This is a genomic window from Mesorhizobium sp. M0306, from assembly GCF_040321655.1.
Classification (GTDB): domain Bacteria; phylum Pseudomonadota; class Alphaproteobacteria; order Rhizobiales; family Rhizobiaceae; genus Mesorhizobium.
Genome location: NZ_JAMYRY010000002.1, coordinates 160,265 through 180,194, shown reverse-complemented (window position 1 = coordinate 180,194; position 19,930 = coordinate 160,265). Strand labels below are relative to the sequence as shown.

Annotated in this window: 25 protein-coding genes and 1 tRNA gene; 16 read left to right on the top strand and 10 right to left on the bottom strand. The window is 61.7% G+C overall.

The features are described 5' to 3' along the window. Window positions 1-140: 140 nt before the first annotated feature. The 4 genes from osmF to NKI95_RS05820 are packed head-to-tail and all read left to right on the top strand — an operon-like array spanning window position 141 to window position 3,967. Window positions 141-1,052: a glycine betaine ABC transporter substrate-binding protein OsmF gene (osmF, locus tag NKI95_RS05835; RefSeq protein WP_352714840.1), complete on the top strand. Its 912-nt coding sequence runs from the start codon at window positions 141-143 to the stop codon at window positions 1,050-1,052. Between the two features lie 43 nt (window positions 1,053-1,095). Beyond that, the gene (locus NKI95_RS05830; protein ID WP_352714838.1) at window positions 1,096-2,271 is read left to right on the top strand and encodes an ABC transporter permease; all 1,176 of its coding nucleotides are present in this window, start codon (window positions 1,096-1,098) and stop codon (window positions 2,269-2,271) included. Further along, window positions 2,268-3,206: an ABC transporter ATP-binding protein gene (locus NKI95_RS05825; protein ID WP_352714836.1), complete on the top strand. Its 939-nt coding sequence runs from the start codon at window positions 2,268-2,270 to the stop codon at window positions 3,204-3,206. Before NKI95_RS05830 ends, NKI95_RS05825 begins: the two co-directional genes overlap by 4 nt. Beyond that, the gene (locus NKI95_RS05820; protein WP_352714834.1) at window positions 3,203-3,967 is read left to right on the top strand and encodes an ABC transporter permease; all 765 of its coding nucleotides are present in this window, start codon (window positions 3,203-3,205) and stop codon (window positions 3,965-3,967) included. The genes NKI95_RS05825 and NKI95_RS05820 overlap by 4 nt, the downstream gene beginning before the upstream one ends. Before the next feature lie 25 nt (window positions 3,968-3,992). Here the strand turns inward: NKI95_RS05820 and NKI95_RS05815 are convergent, their stop codons facing one another. Further along, window positions 3,993-4,226, bottom strand: coding sequence for a hypothetical protein (locus NKI95_RS05815; protein ID WP_352714832.1), 234 nt, complete (start codon window positions 4,224-4,226; stop codon window positions 3,993-3,995). 79 nt (window positions 4,227-4,305) lie between these two features. Between NKI95_RS05815 and NKI95_RS05810 the strand changes: the two genes are divergently transcribed. Continuing rightward, complete coding sequence (locus NKI95_RS05810) at window positions 4,306-4,806, top strand: DUF2165 family protein (protein WP_352714830.1); 501 nt, start codon at window positions 4,306-4,308, stop codon at window positions 4,804-4,806. Window positions 4,807-5,058: 252 nt separating this feature from the next. Next, complete coding sequence (locus NKI95_RS05805; RefSeq protein ID WP_352714828.1) at window positions 5,059-7,200, top strand: sodium-translocating pyrophosphatase; 2,142 nt, start codon at window positions 5,059-5,061, stop codon at window positions 7,198-7,200. A gap of 119 nt (window positions 7,201-7,319) precedes the next feature. Here NKI95_RS05805 and NKI95_RS05800 read toward each other — a convergent pair whose 3' ends face one another. Then, window positions 7,320-7,853: an outer membrane protein assembly factor BamE gene (locus NKI95_RS05800; protein ID WP_352714826.1), complete on the bottom strand. Its 534-nt coding sequence runs from the start codon at window positions 7,851-7,853 to the stop codon at window positions 7,320-7,322. Between the two features lie 114 nt (window positions 7,854-7,967). Here NKI95_RS05800 and NKI95_RS05795 point away from each other — a divergent pair, with 114 nt between their 5' ends. The 9 genes from NKI95_RS05795 to NKI95_RS05755 all read left to right on the top strand — a co-directional run bounded on the left by NKI95_RS05795 (window position 7,968) and on the right by NKI95_RS05755 (window position 14,178). Beyond that, window positions 7,968-8,507 (top strand): ubiquinol-cytochrome C chaperone family protein, encoded by a 540-nt coding sequence (locus tag NKI95_RS05795; protein ID WP_352714824.1) that lies wholly within the window; start codon window positions 7,968-7,970, stop codon window positions 8,505-8,507. Window positions 8,508-8,548: 41 nt separating this feature from the next. Then, complete coding sequence (locus tag NKI95_RS05790) at window positions 8,549-9,097, top strand: YceD family protein (RefSeq protein ID WP_352714822.1); 549 nt, start codon at window positions 8,549-8,551, stop codon at window positions 9,095-9,097. Between the two features lie 123 nt (window positions 9,098-9,220). Continuing rightward, entirely contained in the window at window positions 9,221-10,291 is a 1,071-nt protein-coding gene (gene plsX, locus NKI95_RS05785) for a phosphate acyltransferase PlsX (protein WP_352449317.1), read from the top strand. A 9-nt stretch (window positions 10,292-10,300) separates the two neighbouring features. Then, window positions 10,301-11,272 (top strand): beta-ketoacyl-ACP synthase III, encoded by a 972-nt coding sequence (locus NKI95_RS05780; RefSeq protein WP_352714820.1) that lies wholly within the window; start codon window positions 10,301-10,303, stop codon window positions 11,270-11,272. A 104-nt stretch (window positions 11,273-11,376) separates the two neighbouring features. Then, complete coding sequence (locus tag NKI95_RS05775; RefSeq protein WP_023717292.1) at window positions 11,377-11,700, top strand: integration host factor subunit alpha; 324 nt, start codon at window positions 11,377-11,379, stop codon at window positions 11,698-11,700. A 243-nt stretch (window positions 11,701-11,943) separates the two neighbouring features. After that, window positions 11,944-12,486, top strand: coding sequence for a MerR family transcriptional regulator (locus tag NKI95_RS05770; protein ID WP_023674511.1), 543 nt, complete (start codon window positions 11,944-11,946; stop codon window positions 12,484-12,486). A 74-nt stretch (window positions 12,487-12,560) separates the two neighbouring features. Then, window positions 12,561-12,902, top strand: coding sequence for a hypothetical protein (locus NKI95_RS05765; protein WP_352714818.1), 342 nt, complete (start codon window positions 12,561-12,563; stop codon window positions 12,900-12,902). Window positions 12,903-13,321: 419 nt separating this feature from the next. Then, the gene (locus NKI95_RS05760) at window positions 13,322-13,600 is read left to right on the top strand and encodes a helix-turn-helix domain-containing protein (protein WP_352714816.1); all 279 of its coding nucleotides are present in this window, start codon (window positions 13,322-13,324) and stop codon (window positions 13,598-13,600) included. 119 nt (window positions 13,601-13,719) lie between these two features. After that, the gene (locus tag NKI95_RS05755; protein WP_352715232.1) at window positions 13,720-14,178 is read left to right on the top strand and encodes a YbaK/EbsC family protein; all 459 of its coding nucleotides are present in this window, start codon (window positions 13,720-13,722) and stop codon (window positions 14,176-14,178) included. A 38-nt stretch (window positions 14,179-14,216) separates the two neighbouring features. Here NKI95_RS05755 and NKI95_RS05750 read toward each other — a convergent pair whose 3' ends face one another. Both NKI95_RS05750 and NKI95_RS05745 read right to left on the bottom strand, forming a co-directional pair. Further along, the gene (locus NKI95_RS05750; RefSeq protein ID WP_352714814.1) at window positions 14,217-14,411 is read right to left on the bottom strand and encodes a hypothetical protein; all 195 of its coding nucleotides are present in this window, start codon (window positions 14,409-14,411) and stop codon (window positions 14,217-14,219) included. Window positions 14,412-14,564: 153 nt separating this feature from the next. Beyond that, entirely contained in the window at window positions 14,565-14,798 is a 234-nt protein-coding gene (locus tag NKI95_RS05745) for a hypothetical protein (protein WP_352714813.1), read from the bottom strand. Window positions 14,799-15,330: 532 nt separating this feature from the next. On the opposite strand from NKI95_RS05745, the gene NKI95_RS05740 reads away from it, so the two are divergent. Further along, on the top strand, window positions 15,331-15,597 hold the full coding sequence (locus tag NKI95_RS05740) for a DUF1236 domain-containing protein (RefSeq protein WP_352715231.1): 267 nt from the start codon (window positions 15,331-15,333) through the stop codon (window positions 15,595-15,597). Here the strand turns inward: NKI95_RS05740 and NKI95_RS05735 are convergent. The 6 genes from NKI95_RS05735 to NKI95_RS05710 form a co-directional block, all read right to left on the bottom strand. Beyond that, the gene (locus NKI95_RS05735; RefSeq protein ID WP_352714811.1) at window positions 15,581-15,790 is read right to left on the bottom strand and encodes a hypothetical protein; all 210 of its coding nucleotides are present in this window, start codon (window positions 15,788-15,790) and stop codon (window positions 15,581-15,583) included. The genes NKI95_RS05740 and NKI95_RS05735 overlap by 17 nt on opposite strands. Window positions 15,791-16,020: 230 nt before the next feature. Further along, window positions 16,021-16,314 carry a hypothetical protein gene (locus NKI95_RS05730; RefSeq protein ID WP_352714809.1) on the bottom strand — a complete coding sequence of 98 codons (294 nt, stop codon included), beginning with the start codon at window positions 16,312-16,314 and terminating at the stop codon, window positions 16,021-16,023. 9 nt (window positions 16,315-16,323) lie between these two features. Then, on the bottom strand, window positions 16,324-16,593 hold the full coding sequence (locus tag NKI95_RS05725; protein ID WP_352714807.1) for a hypothetical protein: 270 nt from the start codon (window positions 16,591-16,593) through the stop codon (window positions 16,324-16,326). A 381-nt stretch (window positions 16,594-16,974) separates the two neighbouring features. After that, window positions 16,975-17,051 (bottom strand) — tRNA-Pro (locus tag NKI95_RS05720). 36 nt (window positions 17,052-17,087) lie between these two features. Continuing rightward, window positions 17,088-18,377, bottom strand: a complete 1,290-nt coding sequence (locus tag NKI95_RS05715; RefSeq protein WP_352714805.1) for an O-antigen ligase family protein — start codon at window positions 18,375-18,377, stop codon at window positions 17,088-17,090. Next, window positions 18,374-19,909: an undecaprenyl-phosphate glucose phosphotransferase gene (locus tag NKI95_RS05710; RefSeq protein ID WP_352714803.1), complete on the bottom strand. Its 1,536-nt coding sequence runs from the start codon at window positions 19,907-19,909 to the stop codon at window positions 18,374-18,376. The genes NKI95_RS05715 and NKI95_RS05710 overlap by 4 nt, the downstream gene beginning before the upstream one ends. Window positions 19,910-19,930 lie beyond the last annotated feature (21 nt).

Below are 19,930 nucleotides of genomic sequence, written 5' to 3'. Positions count from 1 at the left end.
CGCGGCAGCGGAGTCACTCGCATTCGAACAAAATTATTGCGCCCATCCCTCTTCTTATGAAACCGTGTACCCCGACGGGGCATCGAAGCCATGCTCATATGCGGCAGCCGTATTCCGGTTCACAGCAAGGGATTTGTGAGATGTTTTCAATCAAGGTTCTGGCCGGTGCTGTACTGGGGCTCGGCATCACGGCAGCCTCGGCAAGCGCCCAGGTGGTGGTGTCGTCGAAGATCGACACCGAGGGCGGTGTGCTCGGCAACATCATCCAGCTGGTGCTGAACGCCAATAATATCCAGACCACCGACCGCATCCAGCTCGGCGGCACGCCCGTGGTACGCAAGGCGATTACAGCCGGCGAGATCGACATCTATCCGGAATACACCGGCAACGCCGCCTTCTTCTTCGAGAAGGCCGACGATCCGGTCTGGAAAGATGCCGCCAAGGCGTACGAGACTGCCAAGAAGCTCGACTACGACGCCAACAAGATCGTCTGGCTGTCCCCGTCACCGGCCAACAACACCTGGGCGATCGCCCTGCGCAAGGAGGTCGCCGAGACCAACAAGCTTGTGACGCTGTCCGACTTCGGCAAATACGTTTCGGGCAGCGGCAAGGTGGTGCTGGCGGCCTCCGCCGAGTTCGTCAATTCGGCGGCCGCGCTGCCCGCTTTCCAGACGACCTATGGCTTCACACTGAAGCCGGACCAGTTGATCACGCTGTCGGGCGGCGACACGGCGGCGACCATTGCCGCTGCGGCCAACCAGACTAACGGCGCCAACGCCGCCATGGTCTATGGCACCGACGGCGGCATCGCGCCTTCCGGCCTCGTCGTGCTTGAAGACGACAAGGGTGTGCAGCCGGTCTATCAGCCGGCGCCGATCATCCGCGAGGCGGTGCTGAAGGAGCATCCCGAAATCGAGACGCTGCTGAAGCCGGTCTTCGCCAAGCTCGATCTCGTCACGCTGCAGGAGTTGAATGGCCGCGTGCAGGTTGGCGGCGAGCCGGTCAAGGGCGTCGCTGAGGACTTTTTGAAAAAGAACGGCTTCCTGAAGTAAGGCGATTCCGGCGCGCCGCTTTCGAGGTGCGCCGGATCGGCCGATGGGGGAGGGCGTGCGCATCCGGTTCGACAAGCTCGGCGTGATCATCGCGGCGATATCAGCCTATGCGGCTTTTGCGGCACCATTCGCCACGTTCCGCGCCAATCGCATCGTACCCGGCGAGGCGCGCTCGATCCTCGAATCTTTGCCTGCGGCGGTCGGTCCGGTATTGATGGCGATTGTTGTCGCAGCGGCGCTCATTGCATTGCTGAAAACGCCGCTTGCTCTGCGCCTCGTCGCCAGTGTGGTTGCACTTGCGGCGCTGGCGCTGCTGATCGGCGTTGCCGGCAGCTTCCTGACGCCTGCCGGCAACACCTTCGCCCGTGTCTCGCCGGCTTCGGGCTTCTGGCTGCTTATCTTCGCCTTCACGCTTCTGCTCGCCGACGTGCTTACAAGGCTGAACCTGTCGCCGCAGGCACGGGTCGGCGTGCTTGTTGTCGCCGCAGCGGCGATCGGCCTGCTGCTGGTCTCGGGGAGCTGGAACAGCCTGTCGATCCTCAAGGAATATTTCAATCGCGCAGATAGTTTTTGGGCGGAAGGCTCCAAGCACGTGACGTTGGCGCTGGGTTCACTGGCGGCAGCAGTAATTATCGGCTTGCCGCTAGGCATCCTTTGCCACCGCGTCGAGAAATTGCGGGCCGGTGTGCTCAACGTACTGAACATCATCCAGACTATTCCTTCGATCGCGCTGTTCGGCCTCTTGATCGCACCGCTCGGCTGGGTTGCTTCGCATGTGCCGGGAGCTGCCGCGCTCGGCATTCGCGGCATCGGCACAGCGCCGGCTTTCGTCGCCCTGTTCCTTTATTCGCTGCTGCCGGTGGTGGCCAACACCGTGGTCGGCCTTGCCGGTGTGCCACGTGCCGCCAACGACGCAGCGCGCGGCATGGGCATGACCGACCGCCAGCGGCTGTTCGGCGTCGAGTTTCCGCTGGCCTTCCCGGTGATCCTCACCGGCATCCGCATCGTGCTGGTGCAGAATATCGGCCTCGCCACGATTGCCGCGTTGATCGGCGGCGGCGGCTTTGGTGTGTTCGTGTTCCAGGGCGTCGGCCAGACGGCGATGGACCTGGTGCTGCTTGGCGCCGTGCCCACGGTGGCGCTGGCCTTCGCCGCCGCCATCATCCTCGATGCAGTGATCGAAATGACCGCCAGCAAGCGCAGGGTTGAAACGGCATGATCGAGATCGAAGGCATCACCAAGCGCTACGGCGAGACGACAGTTGTCGACGACGTGTCGATAGTAATCGAGCCGCGCAGCATCGCCGTCATCGTCGGCACCTCCGGCTCCGGCAAGACGACGCTGCTTCGCATGATCAACCGGCTGGTCGAGCCGACATCGGGCGTGATCAAGCTCGACGGCGTAGACAACCGCTCGGTGCCGGATTACGAGCTGCGTCGCAGCATCGGCTATGCCATCCAGGGCCATGGCCTGTTTCCGCATCGCACGGTGGCGCAGAACATCGCCACTGTGCCGGTATTGCTCGGCTGGGATGCCAACCGCATCAAGGCCCGCGTCGACGAGCTGATGACGCTCTACCAGCTCGACCCGCAAGCCTACGGGCCACGCTATCCGCATGAGCTTTCCGGCGGCCAGCAGCAGCGCGTCGGCGTCGCCCGCGCGCTTGCCGCGGAACCCAACGTGCTGTTGATGGACGAGCCGTTCGGCGCGCTCGATCCGATCATTCGCAACAAGGCGCAGGAGGATCTGCTGGCGATCCAGAAGCGCTTCGGCACCACCATCATCCTTGTCACCCATGACATGGAGGAGGCTGTTCACATGGGCGACAAGATCGCAGTGATGGATGGCGGCAAAGTGGTGCAATATGCCGGGCCGGCCGAGATACTGGCAAAACCGGCCAGTGCGTTTGTCGAAACCCTGGTAGGTGCCAGCGAAAAACCGTTCCGGCTGTTGTCGCTTGGCCGGGTCCGCGACGCGGTGGAAAAAGGCACCGCCGAAGGCGAGGCGATCCCCGGTGATGCCAGCCAGCGCGACGCGCTCGCCGAACTCCTGTGGTCGGGCCGCCCGGCGCTGCCGGTGAAGGATACCGACGGCAAGCCGCTTGGCCGCGTCACGGTGGACGGGCTGGTCAAGCGCGCGGCGAGGCCGGCATGAAAGAGGCTGGCTTAAAGGCTTGGCTTCCATCACTGCTCAGGCTTGCCGTGGTGGTGGTGCTTATCGCCTTCGTCACCAATCCCGGCTGGTTCGAACCGCTGCTGAAGCCGCTGACAGAGAACAATGCGCCGGTAATCTACAATCAGGGCAGCCTGTTGACGCTAACGCTGCTGCATCTGCGGACCGTGCTGATCGCAACGGTTGCCGCGACAATCGTTGCGGTCGCGCTCGCCATCCTGGTCACCAGGCCAGCCGGCGCCGAATTCCTGCCGCTGTCGCGCAGCCTGGTCAATATAGGCCAGACCTTTCCACCGGTGGCGGTGCTGGCGCTTGCCGTGCCGGCGGTCGGCTTCGGCGAAAAGCCGACGCTGATTGCGCTGTTTCTCTATGGGCTGCTGCCGATCTTCGAGAACGCGCTGACCGGCCTGACGACGCTGCCGGCCAACGTCGTCGAGGCGGCGCGTGGCGCCGGCATGACTGGCTGGCAAAGGCTGGTCAAGGTCGAGCTGCCGCTCAGCGCGCCGATCATTCTCGGCGGTATCCGGCTGTCGGTGGTGATCAGCCTCGCCACCGCGACCATCGGCTCGACGGTGGCGGCGAGGACATTGGGCGAGGTGATCATCGCCGGCCTGCTATCGAACAACCTCGCCTTCATCCTGCAGGGCGGCCTGATCGTCGCCGCCCTTGCAGTGCTGATCTATGATGGGCTGTCGGCGATCGAGCGCTACACGGCTCGGCGCATGGGACGCGAGGCCGAGTAACCTCTCGGGGCGAAGTTCGTTTCTTTCAGCGGCCCGTTGAACGCGCTGGATGGTCGAGCGTCAGTTCGAGCGTGGTGCCCGTTTCGCTGGCGACCCAGCGGCGGCGGATGATGGCGAAATCATGCTGTGTGCCGGCTCTAACCACAGAGACCAAGTCGCCCACAGCGCAATCACCGTCGAGATCGAGGGCTTCGATAGTCTCGGCAATGTCTTGCTTGCCGGCATAATGTCTCGCAATGGCTGTGAGCACGATGATCACTGGCCCACCCGTTGCGCGATCTTCGGGACTCGGCGATTGATGAGTGCGATGCCCCGATCTTTCAGCAGGAGTTCTTGCCATGACCGCGCGTTTCTCCAAGATCGTCATGTGTTTGTGTCTGGCGGCTTTCGCCTTCCTCGTCGCCTTCGGCAACATCACCGATTACGGCTCAAACTTCGCCTTTGTCCAGCATGTGCTGAGCATGGACACGACCTTTCCCGGCAATGCGCTGATGTACCGCTCGATCACCAGCCCGGCCTTGTGGACGGCAGGCTACTGGCTGATCATTATTGGCGAGGCGCTGACCTGTCTGCTCTACCTGATCGCCGCCTGGCAACTCTGGCAGGCGCGCAACGCCAGCGGACAGGCTTTCAACGACGCCAAGAAGTTCGCCATCATTGCCGCCACCATGGGTTTCCTCGTTTGGTATTTCGGCTTCATGGTCGTTGGCGGCGAGTGGTTCGCCATGTGGCAGTCTTCAACATGGAATGGTCAGGAGGCGGCGTTCAAATTCTACATGACCATGCTGGTGGTGCTGGTCTTCGTCATCCAGCCGGACGGCGACCCGCGCAAAGCCTGACGGCCGTTCGCCGATTTCAATCGATCTAACCGGATGGCAGTGTCGACAGGCGCACTGCCGTCCGGCCTTTTGGACGAAACCCGGGATCTTTTGGGCGAAAGCCGGACAGGAACCGAACAATATCTTGACGTTCTGAGCCCTGTTTCGCATAAGCCGCTGCGAAGGGACGGATTCCGGTTGCGGAAAATTCGTCCCTGTCTCAACGGTCCGGGGAGGGGTTCTTTTGGGCCACCAATCGAGGAAAATTCGGCAATGACCATAATTTCTGCTGTCATCGCCTGCGGTCTGCTTTCAGTCCTTTACGCCATCTGGGCGACACGTTCGGTCCTCGCGGCCGATCAGGGCAATGCACGCATGCAGGAAATTTCCGCGGCCATCCGCGAAGGCGCTCAGGCTTATCTGGCGCGCCAATACACCACCATCGCCATGGTCGGCGTTGTGGTCCTGCTGCTCGCCTGGTGGCTGCTTTCGATCACCGCCGCCATCGGCTTCCTGATCGGCGCCGTTCTATCGGGTGCCGCTGGCTTCATCGGCATGCACGTCTCGGTGCGCGCCAATGTGCGCACCGCGCAGGCAGCTTCCAACAGCCTCGCTGCCGGCCTCGAGATCGCCTTCAAGTCGGGCGCCATCACTGGCATGCTGGTTGCTGGCCTGGCCCTGCTCGGCGTCTCGATCTACTACCTGATCCTGACCCAGTTCATGGGACTGCAGCCAAACGATCGCGTCGTCATCGACTCGCTTGTTTCGCTCGGCTTCGGCGCCTCGCTGATCTCGATCTTCGCCCGTCTTGGCGGCGGCATCTTCACAAAAGGCGCCGACGTCGGCGGGGATCTCGTCGGCAAGGTTGAAGCCGGCATTCCCGAAGACGATCCACGCAATCCGGCGACCATTGCCGACAATGTCGGCGACAATGTCGGCGATTGCGCCGGCATGGCCGCCGACCTGTTCGAGACCTATGCGGTGACCGTGGTCGCCACCATGGTCCTCGCCTCCATCTTCTTCGGTGGCACCGCCGTTCTCGGCGCGGCCATGCTCTATCCGCTGGCCATCTGCGGCGCCTGCATCCTGACCTCGATCGTCGGCACCTTCTTCGTCAAGCTCGGTTCCAGCGGCTCGATCATGGGCGCGCTCTACAAGGGCCTGATCGTCACCGGCCTGCTGTCGATTGTCGGCCTTGCCGTTGCCACTTCGGCATGCATCGGCTGGGGTGAGATCGGCACCGTCGCCGGCATGGCCATCACCGGCACGAACCTGTTCATCTGCGGCCTGGTCGGCCTTGTAGTGACCGGCCTCATCGTGGTGATCACCGAATATTATACCGGCACCAACAAGCGTCCGGTGAACTCCATCGCCCAGGCCTCGGTCACCGGTCACGGCACCAACGTCATCCAGGGCCTAGCGGTCTCGCTGGAATCGACGGCGTTGCCGGCGATCGTCATCGTCGGCGGCATCATCTCGACATACCAGCTTGCCGGCCTCTACGGCACGGCGATCGCGGTGACGACGATGCTTGGCCTCGCCGGCATGATCGTCGCGCTCGACGCCTTCGGCCCGGTCACCGACAATGCCGGCGGCATTGCCGAAATGGCCGGCCTGCCAAAGGAAGTGCGCCAGTCCACCGACGCGCTCGACGCGGTCGGCAACACCACCAAAGCGGTAACCAAGGGCTACGCTATCGGTTCGGCCGGCCTCGGCGCGCTGGTGCTGTTCGCGGCCTACTCTAACGACCTGAAGTTCTTTGCCGCCAATGGCGACAAATACCCCTACTTCCAGGGCATGGGCGACGTCTCCTTCGACCTCTCCAATCCTTACGTCGTCGCCGGCCTGATCTTCGGTGGCCTGATCCCGTATCTGTTCGGCGGCATCGCCATGACCGCCGTCGGCCGCGCCGCGGGTGCTATCGTCCAGGAGGTGCGCAAGCAGTTCCGCGAGGATCCGGGCATCATGGCCGGCACCTCGAAGCCGAACTATGCGCGCGCCGTCGACCTTCTGACCAAGGCAGCGATCCGGGAGATGATCGTTCCGTCATTGCTGCCGGTGCTGGCGCCGCTGGTGGTCTATTTCGGCGTCCTCCTGATCTCCGGTTCGAAGGCATCCGCCTTTGCCGCGCTCGGCGCCTCGCTGCTCGGCGTCATCGTCAACGGCCTGTTCGTTGCCATCTCGATGACCTCCGGCGGCGGTGCCTGGGACAACGCCAAGAAGTCGTTCGAAGACGGTTTCGTCGACAAGGACGGCCTCAAGCACCTCAAGGGCTCCGAAGCGCACAAGGCCTCGGTGACCGGCGACACGGTGGGTGATCCCTACAAGGATACTGCTGGGCCGGCGGTCAACCCGGCGATCAAGATCACCAATATCGTCGCGCTGCTGTTGCTGGCCGTGCTCGCGCACGGCTAAGCTCAGCCGCTACGACTCAAGACAAAACCCGCGGGATCGCTCCCGCGGGTTTTTCATTGCCTGAGATGTGCCGCTTACAGGGAAGCGAAAGGAACGAAAGCCGATACCGCCGGGGTGGATCAGGTGCCGCCGAGCGTGCTGCTGCCGCTGGCGCCCGGAACACCAGGCGCCAGCTTGCTGGCGCCACTGATGATCTGGCTGAGGAAGTTCTGGTCCTTGCCGCCGGTCGGCGTGGTGCGCGAGATGAAGTCGAACACCTTGCCGTCCTTCAGGCCGTAATTGGCGATCTGGGTGACGCGCCCGTCATCGCCAAAATAGACCGCCAGCACATGCTGGTCGACCAGCCGCGGCTTGTCGAAGGCGACATAGCGCTTGCGCGTCTGCGAAATGTAATAAAAGGCCTCGTTGTCGAAGGTCGCCTTCGTCGAGGGAGTGCCGAGCGCCAGCAGCACCTGTTCGCGACTTGAGCCGACCGGCACCAGGTCGATCGCCTGCTGGTCAATGACGTAGCCCTGCGTCAGCGTCTCGCTCGGATTGAGATCGCCGATCATCTTGGACGAATTGCAGGCGGAAAGCGCCGCGGCGATCACCAGCAGCGAAACCGCACCGGCGGGCCTGGGCAGGAAAGTCGACTTGAATTTCAGCGCGCGCAACTACAACTCCATAAGCTGGCCGCAACTTGCGCTGGGCCGCAAAACCGGTAAACCAGCTTGCTTGCCGATGCAACAAGGCCACTTCAACAAACGGTCCCGGGAGACCACCCTCAAATGTTCCAGCGCCTCTTTGGCCGCGAACGTCATGCCAACCGCGCCATCACCGAGGCGCTTTACGCACAAATCGTGGCGGCGGCGCGGCAAACGGTGTTTTATTCCGCCTGGAACGTGCCGGACACGCCGCTCGGCCGCTTCGAGATGCTGTCGTTGCACATGTTCCTGTTCCAGCACCGGTTGCGCGGCGAGGGTGGTGCTGCGGCAGAGGTTGCGCAGGTGCTGATCGACGAGTTCTTCATGGATGTCGAACATTCGTTGCGGGAATTGGGCATTGGCGACGTCGGCGTGCCGAAGCGCATGCGGAAACTGGCGAAGATGTTCTATGGCCGCACCGCCGCCTATGACGATGCGCTGCAACGAAATGACCATGATGCACTTGCCGCCGCCCTTGCCCGCAATGTCAGGCCCGATGCCGGCGCCTGGCCGCAAGCGTCGCAACTGGCACTCTATGCCGCCGATGCATCCAGGCAACTTACGCAACAGCCGACCGAATCGATCGTTTCCGGCACGGTGGCATTTCCCGTGGCCAACGCTTGAGCGGCGGCAGGCCGAATGAAGGTGGCGAAGTGGAGGCGAAGATGAAACATCCTGATACCCACAGCCCAGTGTCATTCCGGGCAAATGTCGCCCGGCTGCCGCAAAAGGGGCTGCCGGTGGTGATCGATGCCGACGCCGGGCAGCGCGCCCTGCTGGCCGCCGAGCACGAGCTGCTTTCGGTCGAAAACTATCGCGCCGAACTCCTGGTCGAGCCCTGGAAGCGCAACGGAGTGAAAGTCAGCGGCCATGTCGAGGCCGATATAACGCAGGCCTGCATCGTCACCCTCGACCCGGTCGAGGCGCATATCGACGAGCCGATCGAAGCACTGTTCCTGCCGGAGCAATCCAAGCTCGGGCGGCAAGGTTTCGACGGCGGCGGTGAGATCCTGCTCGACGCCGAAGGGCCGGATAGCCCGGAAACCTTTTCCGGCGACGCGATCGACGTCGGGGCGCTTGCCGAACAGTTCTTTGGCTTGGCGATCGATCCCTATCCGCGCAAGCCGGGTGTGTCGCTGGAGGCCGCCGGCGATGCCGAGCCTGTGGAGAATGAATTCCAGCAAAAGCTCAGATCACTATTGGGAAAATCCTGATAGCTGACCCAATTTGAGAAAAGTTGGTTGTGTGGCAGCCCAAAACCGTTATTTTCGCCGAACCTTCGCGAGCCCCGTACCTTGGCAAGCCCGCTGGCCAAGCAACCGTGAGATGAACACCGCGTGATCAGGATTTCCATTGATGCCATGGGCGGCGATCACGGGCCAAGCGTGGTCATCCCGGCGCTCATGACTGTCGCCACCCGCCGGCCGGATATACGCTTCGTCATTTATGGGCGTGAAGAAGTGGTACGGCCCGAACTCGCCAAATTCCCCAAGCTGGCGGAAGTGAGCGAGTTCATCCACTGCGAGATCGCAGTCCGGATGGACGACAAGCCGAGCCAGGCGCTGCGCCATGGTCGCTGGAAATCATCGATGTGGAAGGCCGTCGAGGCGGTCAAGGCAGGCACTGCCGATGCCTGCATCTCGGCCGGCAATACCGGCGCGTTGATGGCGATGTCCAGATTCTGCCTTCGCACCATGGCGACCATCGATCGCCCGGCAATCGCGGCGCTCTGGCCGACATTGCGCGGCGAAAGCGTGGTACTGGACGTCGGCGCTACCATCGGCGCCGATGCGCATCAACTGGTTGATTTTGCCATTCTAGGCACCGGCATGGCGCGCTCGGTTTTCGGCATCGAACGGCCGAGCGTCGGCCTGCTCAATGTCGGCGTCGAGGAGATCAAGGGCCAGGAGGAGGTCAAGGAGGCGGGCCGTATGCTGCGCGAGGCCAACATGGCCTCGATGAACTACCATGGCTTTGTCGAGGGTGACGACATCGGCAAGGGCAGTGTCGACGTCGTCGTTACCGAAGGATTTGCCGGCAATATCGCGCTCAAGACGGCGGAAGGCACGGTCAGGCAGATCGCCGGCTATCTGCGCGCGGCGATGAACCGGACGCTGATGGCCAGGATCGGCTATATCTTTGCCAAGACCGCCTTCGATCGTCTGCGCGAGAAGATGGATGTCGGCCGCTCCAATGGCGGCGTCTTCCTCGGGTTGAACGGCATCGTGGTGAAAAGCCATGGCGGGGCTGATTCGGATGGCTTCGCGGCGGCGATCGAGCTTGGCTACGACATGGTGCGTAACAATCTGCTTGACCGCATCGAAGCCGATCTCGACCTGTTCCATGCCCGCAATCCGAATGCCCAGACAATCCGGAAATCCGACGTCGTCATCGACGCAAAGGAATAGGAAAGAGCATTGATCAGATCAGTCGTGCGCGGCACGGGCGCCGCGCTGCCCCGCCGCATTATGAAGAATGCCGATTTCGAAGGCATGGTCGAGACGTCGGACGAGTGGATCGTCCAGCGCACCGGTATTCGCCAGCGCCACATCGCGGCCGACGACGAGACGACGGCCTCGCTGGGCGAGGCGGCAGCGCGCGCAGCCCTCGACAACGCCGGCCTGACGGCTGACGACATCGACCTGATCGTGCTGGCGACCTCGACGCCCAACAACACCTTTCCCGCGACCGCGGTCGAGATCCAGAACCGGCTCGGCATGCACCACGGTTTTGCCTTCGACCTGCAGGCGGTCTGCTCCGGCTTCGTCTATGCAGTGACGACCGCCGACCTCTATATCCGCAGCGGCTTGGCCAGACGCGTGCTGGTGATCGGCTCGGAAACGTTTTCGCGCATTCTCGACTGGAACGACCGCTCGACCTGCGTTTTGTTCGGCGACGGCGCCGGCGCGATGGTGCTGGAAGCAGGCACGGGGGCAGGCGGCATCGCCGACCGAGGCGTTCTGGCGGCCAGCCTGCGCTCCGACGGCATCCACAAGGACAAGCTTTTCGTCGACGGTGGGCCGTCGACCACAGGAACGGTCGGGCACCTCAGGATGGAAGGCCGCGAAGTGTTCAAGCATGCGGTTGGCATGATCACCGACGTCATCGAGGCGACGTTCGCACAGGCCGGCGTCAGCGCCGCCGATCTCGACTGGTTCGTGCCGCATCAAGCCAATAAACGAATTATTGACGCTTCGGCCAAAAAGCTCGGGATAGAGGAGCGGAAGGTGGTGGTGACCGTCGATTTGCACGGTAATACCTCGGCTGCTTCCGTGCCGCTGGCACTGTCCGCGGCCGTCGCCGACGGTCGCATCAAAAAGGGTGACCTAGTACTGCTTGAGGCGATGGGCGGCGGCTTCACCTGGGGCGCCGTCCTGCTCCGCTGGTAAGTGCCGAACTATCGGGTTCGGGTCCTTGACCTTGACGGATCAATTACTTAGGTTCTGCCGTTGCTTGTATCGATTTATGTTTTTGAGCTGATGGGACGGTTCGTATGGGGGGAAAGACACTTACGCGCGCCGACCTCGCCGAAGCCGTTTACCGCAAGGTTGGGCTGTCGCGTACTGAATCGGCCGAGCTTGTCGAGGCGGTGCTGAATGAGATCTGCGAGGCGATCGTTCGCGGCGAGACGGTGAAGCTGTCGTCCTTCGCGACCTTCCACGTCCGCTCCAAAAACGAGCGCATCGGGCGCAATCCCAAGACCGGTGAGGAAGTGCCGATCCTGCCGCGCCGGGTGATGACCTTCAAGTCGTCGAACGTGCTGAAGAACCGTATCCTGCGCTCCCATCAAAACAGCAAAGCCAAGGGCAGCAAGTAGACGCCCGATCCACTTTGCCGAGAATCATGCTCCAGGCTTCGGTTGAAAAACGAACCCTGCTTTTGCGCTGGGCTTGAATATTGTTTCATAAACCGCTGAAATAAGATGCGATTCGGTAGGCCGGATCGGTATTTGGGTGTGATCCGCTCCGGCGGGACGGAAAGCTGCTCTCTTTGTTAAGCGTGATGTCGCCCGAACCCGGTTCCCGCCTTCGCGATCATGCTCTAGCGTGAGGATTCGCCCATGGACAAGAGCCCTGATGCTTTCCGCACCATCAGCGAGGTCGCGGAGGATCTGGATTTGCCGCAGCACGTGCTGCGCTTCTGGGAGACGCGTTTCAACCAGATCAAGCCGATGAAGCGCGGCGGCGGCCGCCGCTACTACCGTCCGCAGGACGTCGAACTGATCAAGGGTATTCGCCATATGCTCTACGATCAGGGCTATACGATCAAGGGGGTGCAGAAGCTGTTGCGCGAGAACGGCAACCAGTTTCTGATCGCCGTCGGCAGTGGCGACATGGCGGCGGTCGAGGCGATCTCGCAGCGCCGACAGGCTGACACGGTACCGCTGACGCAAGCGGCGCAGCCGCGCGGCCCGGACGACGAAATGCTGGTCGGCCAGCCGAGGGTGAAACCCAGCCGTCGTTTTTTCGGCATCGGCAAGACCGACGAGGAAGGTCCGGTTCCGCCGGACACGTCAAAACTTTCCCGTGACAATCGCGCTTTGCTGCAGGAGGCGCTGTTCGACCTCCTTGAATGCAAGCGCCTGCTCGATCAGGTTCGCTAGAGCCCGCCGGGCTGACCGGAACGGTCTTCAGGGTCATGCGTTAGGCTTCCTTCTACAGCTGAAGGAAGCACGTCATGGCATCGCTTTCGAGCATCTCCGACACCGATCTGAACAAGCAGGTCGCGGCCTTGACCAGGGAACTGGCCACCTTGAAGAAAGCCGTGTTGAAGCAGGGCGGCGCCTTTTACGAAGACGGGCGCGATACCGCGTCGGATTATTATTCGGATATCACTGAGCGCCTCGGCGACGCCTTGCCGACAATCAGAAGGCAAGGCCGGGCGATCGAGAAGACCGCCCGAGATCACCCGGCGACGGCGGCCGCTGTGGGGCTGGTTCTGGTCGGGCTGGTCGCCAGTCTGTTCCTCGGCGGCCGGCAGCAACAAGCACCGCGAGGGCGTTCAAGATCGGCACGTTGAGATAAGCAAATGGCGGTGGTCAGCGGACCGCCGCCCTTTTTCGCCGACACGGAAAGCCCGGCAAGAGCGCCGCCCAAGGGCGGAGAGAAGAGGCTTGTTCATGACATCGTTTCCTTTTTGCGCAGGCGGAATTTGAGCGTCACTGATTCAGGTCGGTGACTCGAGCGCTGCGGTTGGGACTATCGCCTTGGAGTTTTTCGGCAGTTTTTCCGGCCTGTAGAATTTTGTTTCCGAACTGTGTCTGCTGACGATCCGGCCAGATGTCAGCTCGCCGGCATCCGCCATTCATTCCGGCGTCGGTTCACGATGCCGTGACGCTATCTTTGATGCTTGGCAAATCACCGGCGAGCGGGCATTCTCCCGATCGTCTCAGGCAAAAACATGATTTGATCTAACTCTTTCATCCCACGGAGTTGCCAATGCCCCAAATAGCAAAACGCGAAGCTTACTCCGAACTGGCGGCGAGCGCGGTTACGCCTGAACGCAGTGCCGTCCGAACCGCCCGGGAAGCCCGTGGATACAGCATCGAAGAGCTGTCCCTGGCGTGCGGGCTGGCAGCCTATGAGATCGCCGACATTGAAAGCGGCAAGGATGCCGATCCTTCGAAACGTCGGCGTATTGCCTCCGCGCTTCAACTTCCGGAAAGCGCTCTGTTTGACGAAGCCGTGTTGCCTGCCAAAAGGCGATCCGTGTCGTAGCGGCGTACCATGCTTTTATTCCACGAGCTCGCCATGGGTCGCCCTGGCGGGCTTCGTTTTTTCGGCCACGTAGTGGACTTGCCGGCCGCCACGGCGACGCCAGACGGAAATTGCTGGAGATGAGCCTCGAATCCGTTCGCGCCTTCTTCGCCGCCCACGCGCCCGACATTGACGTCATCGTCACGGAGGCAAGCTCGGCGACGGTGCCTCTGGCCGCCGAAGCGCATGGCGTAGCGCCGGCGCAGATTGCCAAGACGATCTGCTTGCGCGCCGGCGACCAGACGATGCTGATCGTGGCCAGCGGGATCTCCAGGCTGGACAATCGCAAATTCAAGGACCGGTTTGGTGGCAAGGCGCGAATGCTGGATGCCGAGCAGGTGCTCGCAGCGACCGATCATCCCGTCGGTGGGGTGTGCCCGTTCGGCCTACCGGCGCCGCTCCCGGTCTACTGCGACATCTCGCTGCGCGCCTTTGACGAGGTCGTCCCGGCGGCAGGCGCGACGAATGCCGCCGTGCGGCTCAGCCCGCAAAGCCTGGCCGAACTCGTCGACGCCGAGTGGGTGGATGTGTGCCAGTAGCCATTTATCCGGGTCGCGGGATCCGCTGAGCGTTACCGCTATTCGGTCTTCTGTGGCTCTTCTTTCTTGATCGTCTGAGCGTCCGTGGCAGTCGACATATCGGCCTTCTCGACACTCGCTGTCCTCGTCTGCGTGTCGACCGATGCCTGGACCTTTGAATGCGCGGGGCAATCCGCAGAGGCAGCTGATATGAACATGGTCAGTGCGGCGGCTATTGCGAGGAATGTCTTCATGATCATTCTCCTCTTTCATTGGATATTCGTTGGGAAGATTAGCCCGTCTGGCACCGACCGCAAAATCACATTTGTTCACGCGCGCCCTTGCGTGCACGGAAGCCTACGCTGGACCAATAATTCAAATGGTTGCGCGGATAGTCGCTTGCCGTATCAAAGCCCACCGGCTCCGGCCGGAGGATTTTTGGCGTTAAAAATCTCGCCGCTCAGAGCCAGTCTCAAATCTTCGGCGCTGAGCTGACCACTTTCGAACAAATCCATCACCCTGCGGCCGAGCACTTCTCTGCCTTTATCGCCGTCAGCGAGGCCTAATTCACGGAATCGGGCATCAAGTGCTTTGGTCAACATGGTCAGCTCGGCAGGACAGGTAGCTCCTTGAAGCGACATTGCATCTCTCCCGAAAAGGGCGAAAGGGCGTGTCATCTTCGAAGCGTCCGCTCGCCCTTACAACTGCGGACGACGGCAATTCAACTAGAGCCAACCTTTTTCGAACTCAACATTCGAACGTATTAAAAACGCCGCCCGCGCTCCAATGGGAGGATCCTGCTACAATACGGTATGGCCGTCCGAATAGCGGTTGTCCTCGCGCTTCTTTTCGCCTTCGCCTACGGTTTCGCAAAACTCGTGGAACGTTATGGCAGCGTTGGCGACAGGCCCTCTCCGTGTGAAGAATTGCCCTATCCTGATTGTCCTGACCCAAAAGCTCCTCCTCAGGAAGAAACTAAGCCTTGAGCGTGCGCTTGTTCGTTGGCGGCCTCATGGCCGTGGCAGAGGGGTTCGCCCACCGCCAGCGGAACAACAAGTCCTTTGGCCCGTTTAGGTAAGTAGCCCCGCACGGGAGCATCAAGCGCTGTAGCGGAAGGTTGCCTTGCTGGAGGACTGCTATATGGGAAAGTAACTCTTATCTGCTGCGACAGGAATTTTTCTTTTCGTAGGTATTGGAACTGCCGCCGCCCAGGACGTCATCATTCAGCCTGAGCAAGACATGGTGATCCGGGAGTATGTAAAGAAGAAGCCGATAGCATCCCTGAGCCTTCCCGGTGTTGAGCTCAACATTGGCACCGCTCTGCCCGACACAGTCGAGCTTTACGAAGTGCCGGACGTTCAGTACCGCTATGTAGTCGTCGAGGGACGAACCGTCCTGGTGGATCCAGGTACCCGCAAAATTGTTAAGATCTACGACTGATTTTCTGCCTGAAGCCCGCCGTGCCGAAAGACGCGGCGTGCTTGTTTGCGTTCAGCCGCCAATCGCGGTAGCGGACGATGCGCTCGTCGCCATCTTGGCGGCAGGCGTCTTCACGGAAACCGGCGGAGTGAGCTGCCACGTTTCGTTCGCATGCCGCCAGCATCCAGGTTGGGTTCTTCATGCTTGCTGCCATTGATGCTTCCGGCATTCCCGCAAGCAACGAGGGCCGGGCACGTTGCGCTTGCTCGACTTTCCTGACCCCTCCGTCATGATGGGCATCGCTGCCGCCCTGAAAAGTTTCAGGCCAGGCCAGCCGCCGGCGTTGAACTAGTCCTTTCCAACCGACGGTTGGTGGACGCATTGCAGCTGATGCGCCTAGGGTTCATTACGATCCGCGCGCACCGGGCATGCCCAACCCCCGAGTCACCCCTGCCTGATGCAAGGCGCCTGATCGAGTCCCGCCGTTCTGGCATGTGCGGCGGGACCTTTTTTATTGAAGGTGGAACACAGGCTGACGGGTGACGGTTGGCAAAGCGGTTTCTCGGCGGGCTTCTGGCTAGACTTCAGCATCCGTGCCTCGCGCACGAGTGATGCGTGGTCAATTCCAATCATTTCGATGAGATCGCGGGCCTGCGCCTCCGTTATACCGGTCTCATCTGCGAGCAGCCGCGCATGAAGATACTTGATACGCTCGCGGTCGGTCTCGTCCTCGCCCATTGGTGACAATCACCTTTTTTGGCAATCAGTTTCGCTTCGCCGAGGTGCATTCGTGCTCTTTCCTGGCGGATCTCCCTTGCCGTCCGATCGGCTCCGGCCGGCCGCCCGCCGGAGGGCCTTGGTGGCTTCCGCAACGCCCGCGCGGTCGTTGTCATTGGCCCGGATCAGTTCGGGGACCTGGTCCACGGCGATGCCATTCTGCCGCGCGAAATGCTCCAAGTCATAGTCCTGGCTGGACCCCAGGCGGTCTCGGTCGCGCGTGCTCTTGTCGTCGGCCATATGGTCCTCCTGGTGGAGCTTCGGATCAATGGCAACGTGGGCAAGCAGCTTTCGTTGCGGCATCAACGCGGAAATCGTTGTGTTCGCTCTGGCTAATATGATCTTTGTACCTGGGCGTAAAATTGTAAGTGCCGGCGCCGGCCGCCTCTTGTCGGCCGCGATCAGCCGACTGAGGGACCGCATGATCTCCCCACGTCGAGCCGGCCTCGGTCATGCAATCGGTGATCGTCTGAAAGCCGGGCGCCATCGCCTCCTGGCCCAGTCCGCGCAACATCAAGGCCGCCGAAAACCGCGTCCGCGGCCCATCGGCTGGGCGGTGCCATGCGGCTACTGACTGCATAGCCAGTTTGGGGGGAAACTGGCTAAGCCTTTGGATTTTAATGGTCGGAGTGGCCGGATTCGAACCGACGACCCCTTGACCCCCAGTCAAGTGCGCTACCGGGCTGCGCTACACTCCGGACCGGTCGCGATGTATCGTGATAGACAGGCTCCGGTCAACCGAATTCGGTTGCTGTCCTGCCTGAAGCAACAGCAACGGGGATTGCCGGTCGCTGCGCCGCCCGCAACTGCCACTGGTGGCGGTATTCGAGCGCGATGGCACCCCAGATCAGGCCGAGCAGCAGGTAGACATGGCGCCAGTGGTCGATGTCGATGAAGGTGCCGAGCCCGATATTGCCGATGAAGGCGACGTAGGCGCATAGAAGATAAGGCTGCCAGGGCCGGTCGCGCAGCAGAATTCGGAAGCCGGCGGCGATCGTCCAGCACGTCAGCGTCAGGAACGACACGAAGCCGAGCCAGCCGTAATCCATCAGCATCTTCAGCCAGATGTCGTGCGTGTCCTCGCCGAACATCTTGCCGAAGACGAGCGGGCCGATGCCGAACGGATGCTCCAGTGCCATCTGAAAGCCGATCGTGTAGCGGGCGAAGCGGCCGAGGCGGGCGGTGTCGTAGCTTTGTTCGAGCTGTGCGCGGTTCGAGAACATCTCCGCGACGCCCGGCAGTTGCAGGATGACGATCGTTGCGATGACCAGCAGTCCGACGGCGGCGATGGTCATGACGACGACGCGCAGCCGGAACTTGCCGCTGGCGCTCTGCAGGAACAAGGCACCGGTCAGCAGGATCGCTGAAACGGCGAACATGCCCCAGGCGCCGCGCGAAAAGGAAAAGAAGATGCCGGCGGTGATGATCAGCAGCGGCACCGCCAATAGCGGCATGCGCGCGACCGAGCCGGTAAGCAGCAGATAGAGCAGGTAGATGCCCGGCAGCACCAGGAAAGGCCCGAACACGTTCGGGTCCTGGAAGGCGCCGGCGGCGCGGTCGTATTTGGTGAAGATCTCCGCTCCTGGAAAGGCATGGAAATAGCCGGCTATGCCGACCAGCGAGGTCAGCACCGCCGACATCACATAAGCGACGAAGATCACCCGGTAGAGACTGGGCTGGACGGCCGTTACCGAAGCAAAGAACACGGCCGTGAAGGCCAGGAACAGCGAGACGGCTAGATAGAGCGGCGTGCCGGCGAGGTCCGACATCTGCGTCATCGAGATCATACCGCCGATGTTCATGATAACCAGCAGCACCAGCAGCGGCACCGCCGCGCGCTGTATGCGCATGCCGAACAAGGGCCACACCACGATCAGCCCGATCATATAGAGGTCGTACGGCGCGGGCTCGGCAATGACGAAGCCGGACAGGAAGACGCCGAGGAAAACCGCCCCCGACGCAATCAGTGCGATCAGCTTGGCGTTGACCGCCGCCGCCGGCAATTCGTAGGCCGTCGCGCTCAATACGCGTTTTCCGTATTGAGTAGACAGATCGGCGTCAGGAACAGGATTCTGAGGTCGAACAAGAGCGACCAGTTCTCGATGTAATAGAGGTCGTATTCCGTCCGCATGCGAATCTTCTCGTTGGTGTCCATCTCGCCGCGCCAGCCATTGATCTGCGCCCAGCCGGTCACACCGGGCTTGACCTTGTGGCGGGCGAAATAGCCGTCGACCACTTCATTGTAGAGGAGGTTGTGCGACTGCGCGGCAATGGCGTGCGGGCGCGGCCCGACCAGCGACAGCGAACCGAACAGCGAATTGAAGAACTGCGGCAATTCGTCGATCGAGGTCTTGCGGATGAAGCGGCCGACGCGGGTGACGCGTGGATCGTTCTTGGTCACGGTCTGCTTCGCCGTCGGGTCGGCCTTGTCGGTGTACATCGACCGGAACTTGTAGACCTCGATGATCTCGTTGTTGAAGCCGTGTCGTTTCTGGTGGAACAGCACCGGCCCCTTGCTGTCGAGTTTGATCGCGATTGCGGTCGCCAGCATCACCGGCGAGAACACGATGATGCCGATGATCGAAAAGACAATGTCGAAGGCGCGCTTGGCGACCGAATCCCAGTCGTTGATCGGCTTGTCGAAGATATCGAGCATCGGCACCGAGCCGATGTAGGAATAGGCACGCGGCCTGAACTGCAGTGCGTTCGAATGCGCCGACAGCCGGATGTCGACCGGCAGCACCCACAGCTTCTTCAATAGTTGCAGCACGCGCGATTCCGCGGTCAGCGGCAGCGACACGATCAGCATGTCGATGCGCGCGATGCGGGCAAATTCGATGAGTTCGGAAATTGTGCCGAGCTTGGGATAACCGGCGACAACCGGCGGCGACCGCTTGTCGCCGCGGTCGTCGAAGATGCCGCAAATGCGAATGTCGTTGTAGGGCTGCTTTTCGACCGAGCGGATCAGCACCTCTGCCGCCTTGCCGCCGCCGACGATGACGGCGCGGCGCTCCATCCGCCCGTCGCGCGCCCATCGCCGAATCAGCTTCGACATCACCAGGCGGAGACCCAGTATCAGCACGAAACCGACGATGAACCACGTGCCGAAGAGCAGGCGCGAATAGTCTTCCGACATTTTCATGGTGAAGGCGGTGAGCGCCATCAAGGCGAAGGTTCCGGCCCAGACGAGCAGGAGCCGGCCGAAATTGGCGATCGGCCGCATCAGCGCGACGATCTGGTAGCAGTCGGTGACGTCGAGCAGAACGACCGCGAGGAACGAGGTGGCGGCGATCGTCAGTGAGTACTGCCAGGCAAGATAGTTGAAAAAGCCGACGTAATAGAAATAGACGGCCAGACCTGACACCAACAGCAGCGCGAATTCAACCATGCGCAGGACGCCGCTCACCATGATCGGCGACATCGTATCGCGCCGGTATTGCGAGGCGACCTGGCGGGCGACGTCGTTCATGCCGCCGGCCGTGTTGTTCTCGGCAGGGGCGTCGAATTTGCGCACCGCGTCTAGCGAAAAACGGCGCGCGGGATCGATTTCGTTCATGGGGCGTCCGTAGGTTTCCCT

Coding starts and splice junctions, on each gene's coding strand:
- osmF (WP_352714840.1), top strand. CDS start 141: ATGTTTTCAATCAAGGTTCTGGCCGGTGCTGTACTGGGGCTCGGCATC.
- NKI95_RS05830 (WP_352714838.1), top strand. CDS start 1,096: ATGGGGGAGGGCGTGCGCATCCGGTTCGACAAGCTCGGCGTGATCATC.
- NKI95_RS05825 (WP_352714836.1), top strand. CDS start 2,268: ATGATCGAGATCGAAGGCATCACCAAGCGCTACGGCGAGACGACAGTT.
- NKI95_RS05820 (WP_352714834.1), top strand. CDS start 3,203: ATGAAAGAGGCTGGCTTAAAGGCTTGGCTTCCATCACTGCTCAGGCTT.
- NKI95_RS05810 (WP_352714830.1), top strand. CDS start 4,306: ATGACCGCGCGTTTCTCCAAGATCGTCATGTGTTTGTGTCTGGCGGCT.
- NKI95_RS05805 (WP_352714828.1), top strand. CDS start 5,059: ATGACCATAATTTCTGCTGTCATCGCCTGCGGTCTGCTTTCAGTCCTT.
- NKI95_RS05795 (WP_352714824.1), top strand. CDS start 7,968: ATGTTCCAGCGCCTCTTTGGCCGCGAACGTCATGCCAACCGCGCCATC.
- NKI95_RS05790 (WP_352714822.1), top strand. CDS start 8,549: ATGAAACATCCTGATACCCACAGCCCAGTGTCATTCCGGGCAAATGTC.
- NKI95_RS05775 (WP_023717292.1), top strand. CDS start 11,377: ATGGGGGGAAAGACACTTACGCGCGCCGACCTCGCCGAAGCCGTTTAC.
- NKI95_RS05770 (WP_023674511.1), top strand. CDS start 11,944: ATGGACAAGAGCCCTGATGCTTTCCGCACCATCAGCGAGGTCGCGGAG.
- NKI95_RS05765 (WP_352714818.1), top strand. CDS start 12,561: ATGGCATCGCTTTCGAGCATCTCCGACACCGATCTGAACAAGCAGGTC.
- NKI95_RS05760 (WP_352714816.1), top strand. CDS start 13,322: ATGCCCCAAATAGCAAAACGCGAAGCTTACTCCGAACTGGCGGCGAGC.
- NKI95_RS05755 (WP_352715232.1), top strand. CDS start 13,720: ATGAGCCTCGAATCCGTTCGCGCCTTCTTCGCCGCCCACGCGCCCGAC.
- NKI95_RS05750 (WP_352714814.1), bottom strand. CDS start 14,411: ATGAAGACATTCCTCGCAATAGCCGCCGCACTGACCATGTTCATATCA.
- NKI95_RS05745 (WP_352714813.1), bottom strand. CDS start 14,798: ATGTCGCTTCAAGGAGCTACCTGTCCTGCCGAGCTGACCATGTTGACC.
- NKI95_RS05735 (WP_352714811.1), bottom strand. CDS start 15,790: ATGGCAGCAAGCATGAAGAACCCAACCTGGATGCTGGCGGCATGCGAA.
- NKI95_RS05730 (WP_352714809.1), bottom strand. CDS start 16,314: ATGGGCGAGGACGAGACCGACCGCGAGCGTATCAAGTATCTTCATGCG.
- NKI95_RS05725 (WP_352714807.1), bottom strand. CDS start 16,593: ATGGCCGACGACAAGAGCACGCGCGACCGAGACCGCCTGGGGTCCAGC.
- NKI95_RS05710 (WP_352714803.1), bottom strand. CDS start 19,909: ATGAACGAAATCGATCCCGCGCGCCGTTTTTCGCTAGACGCGGTGCGC.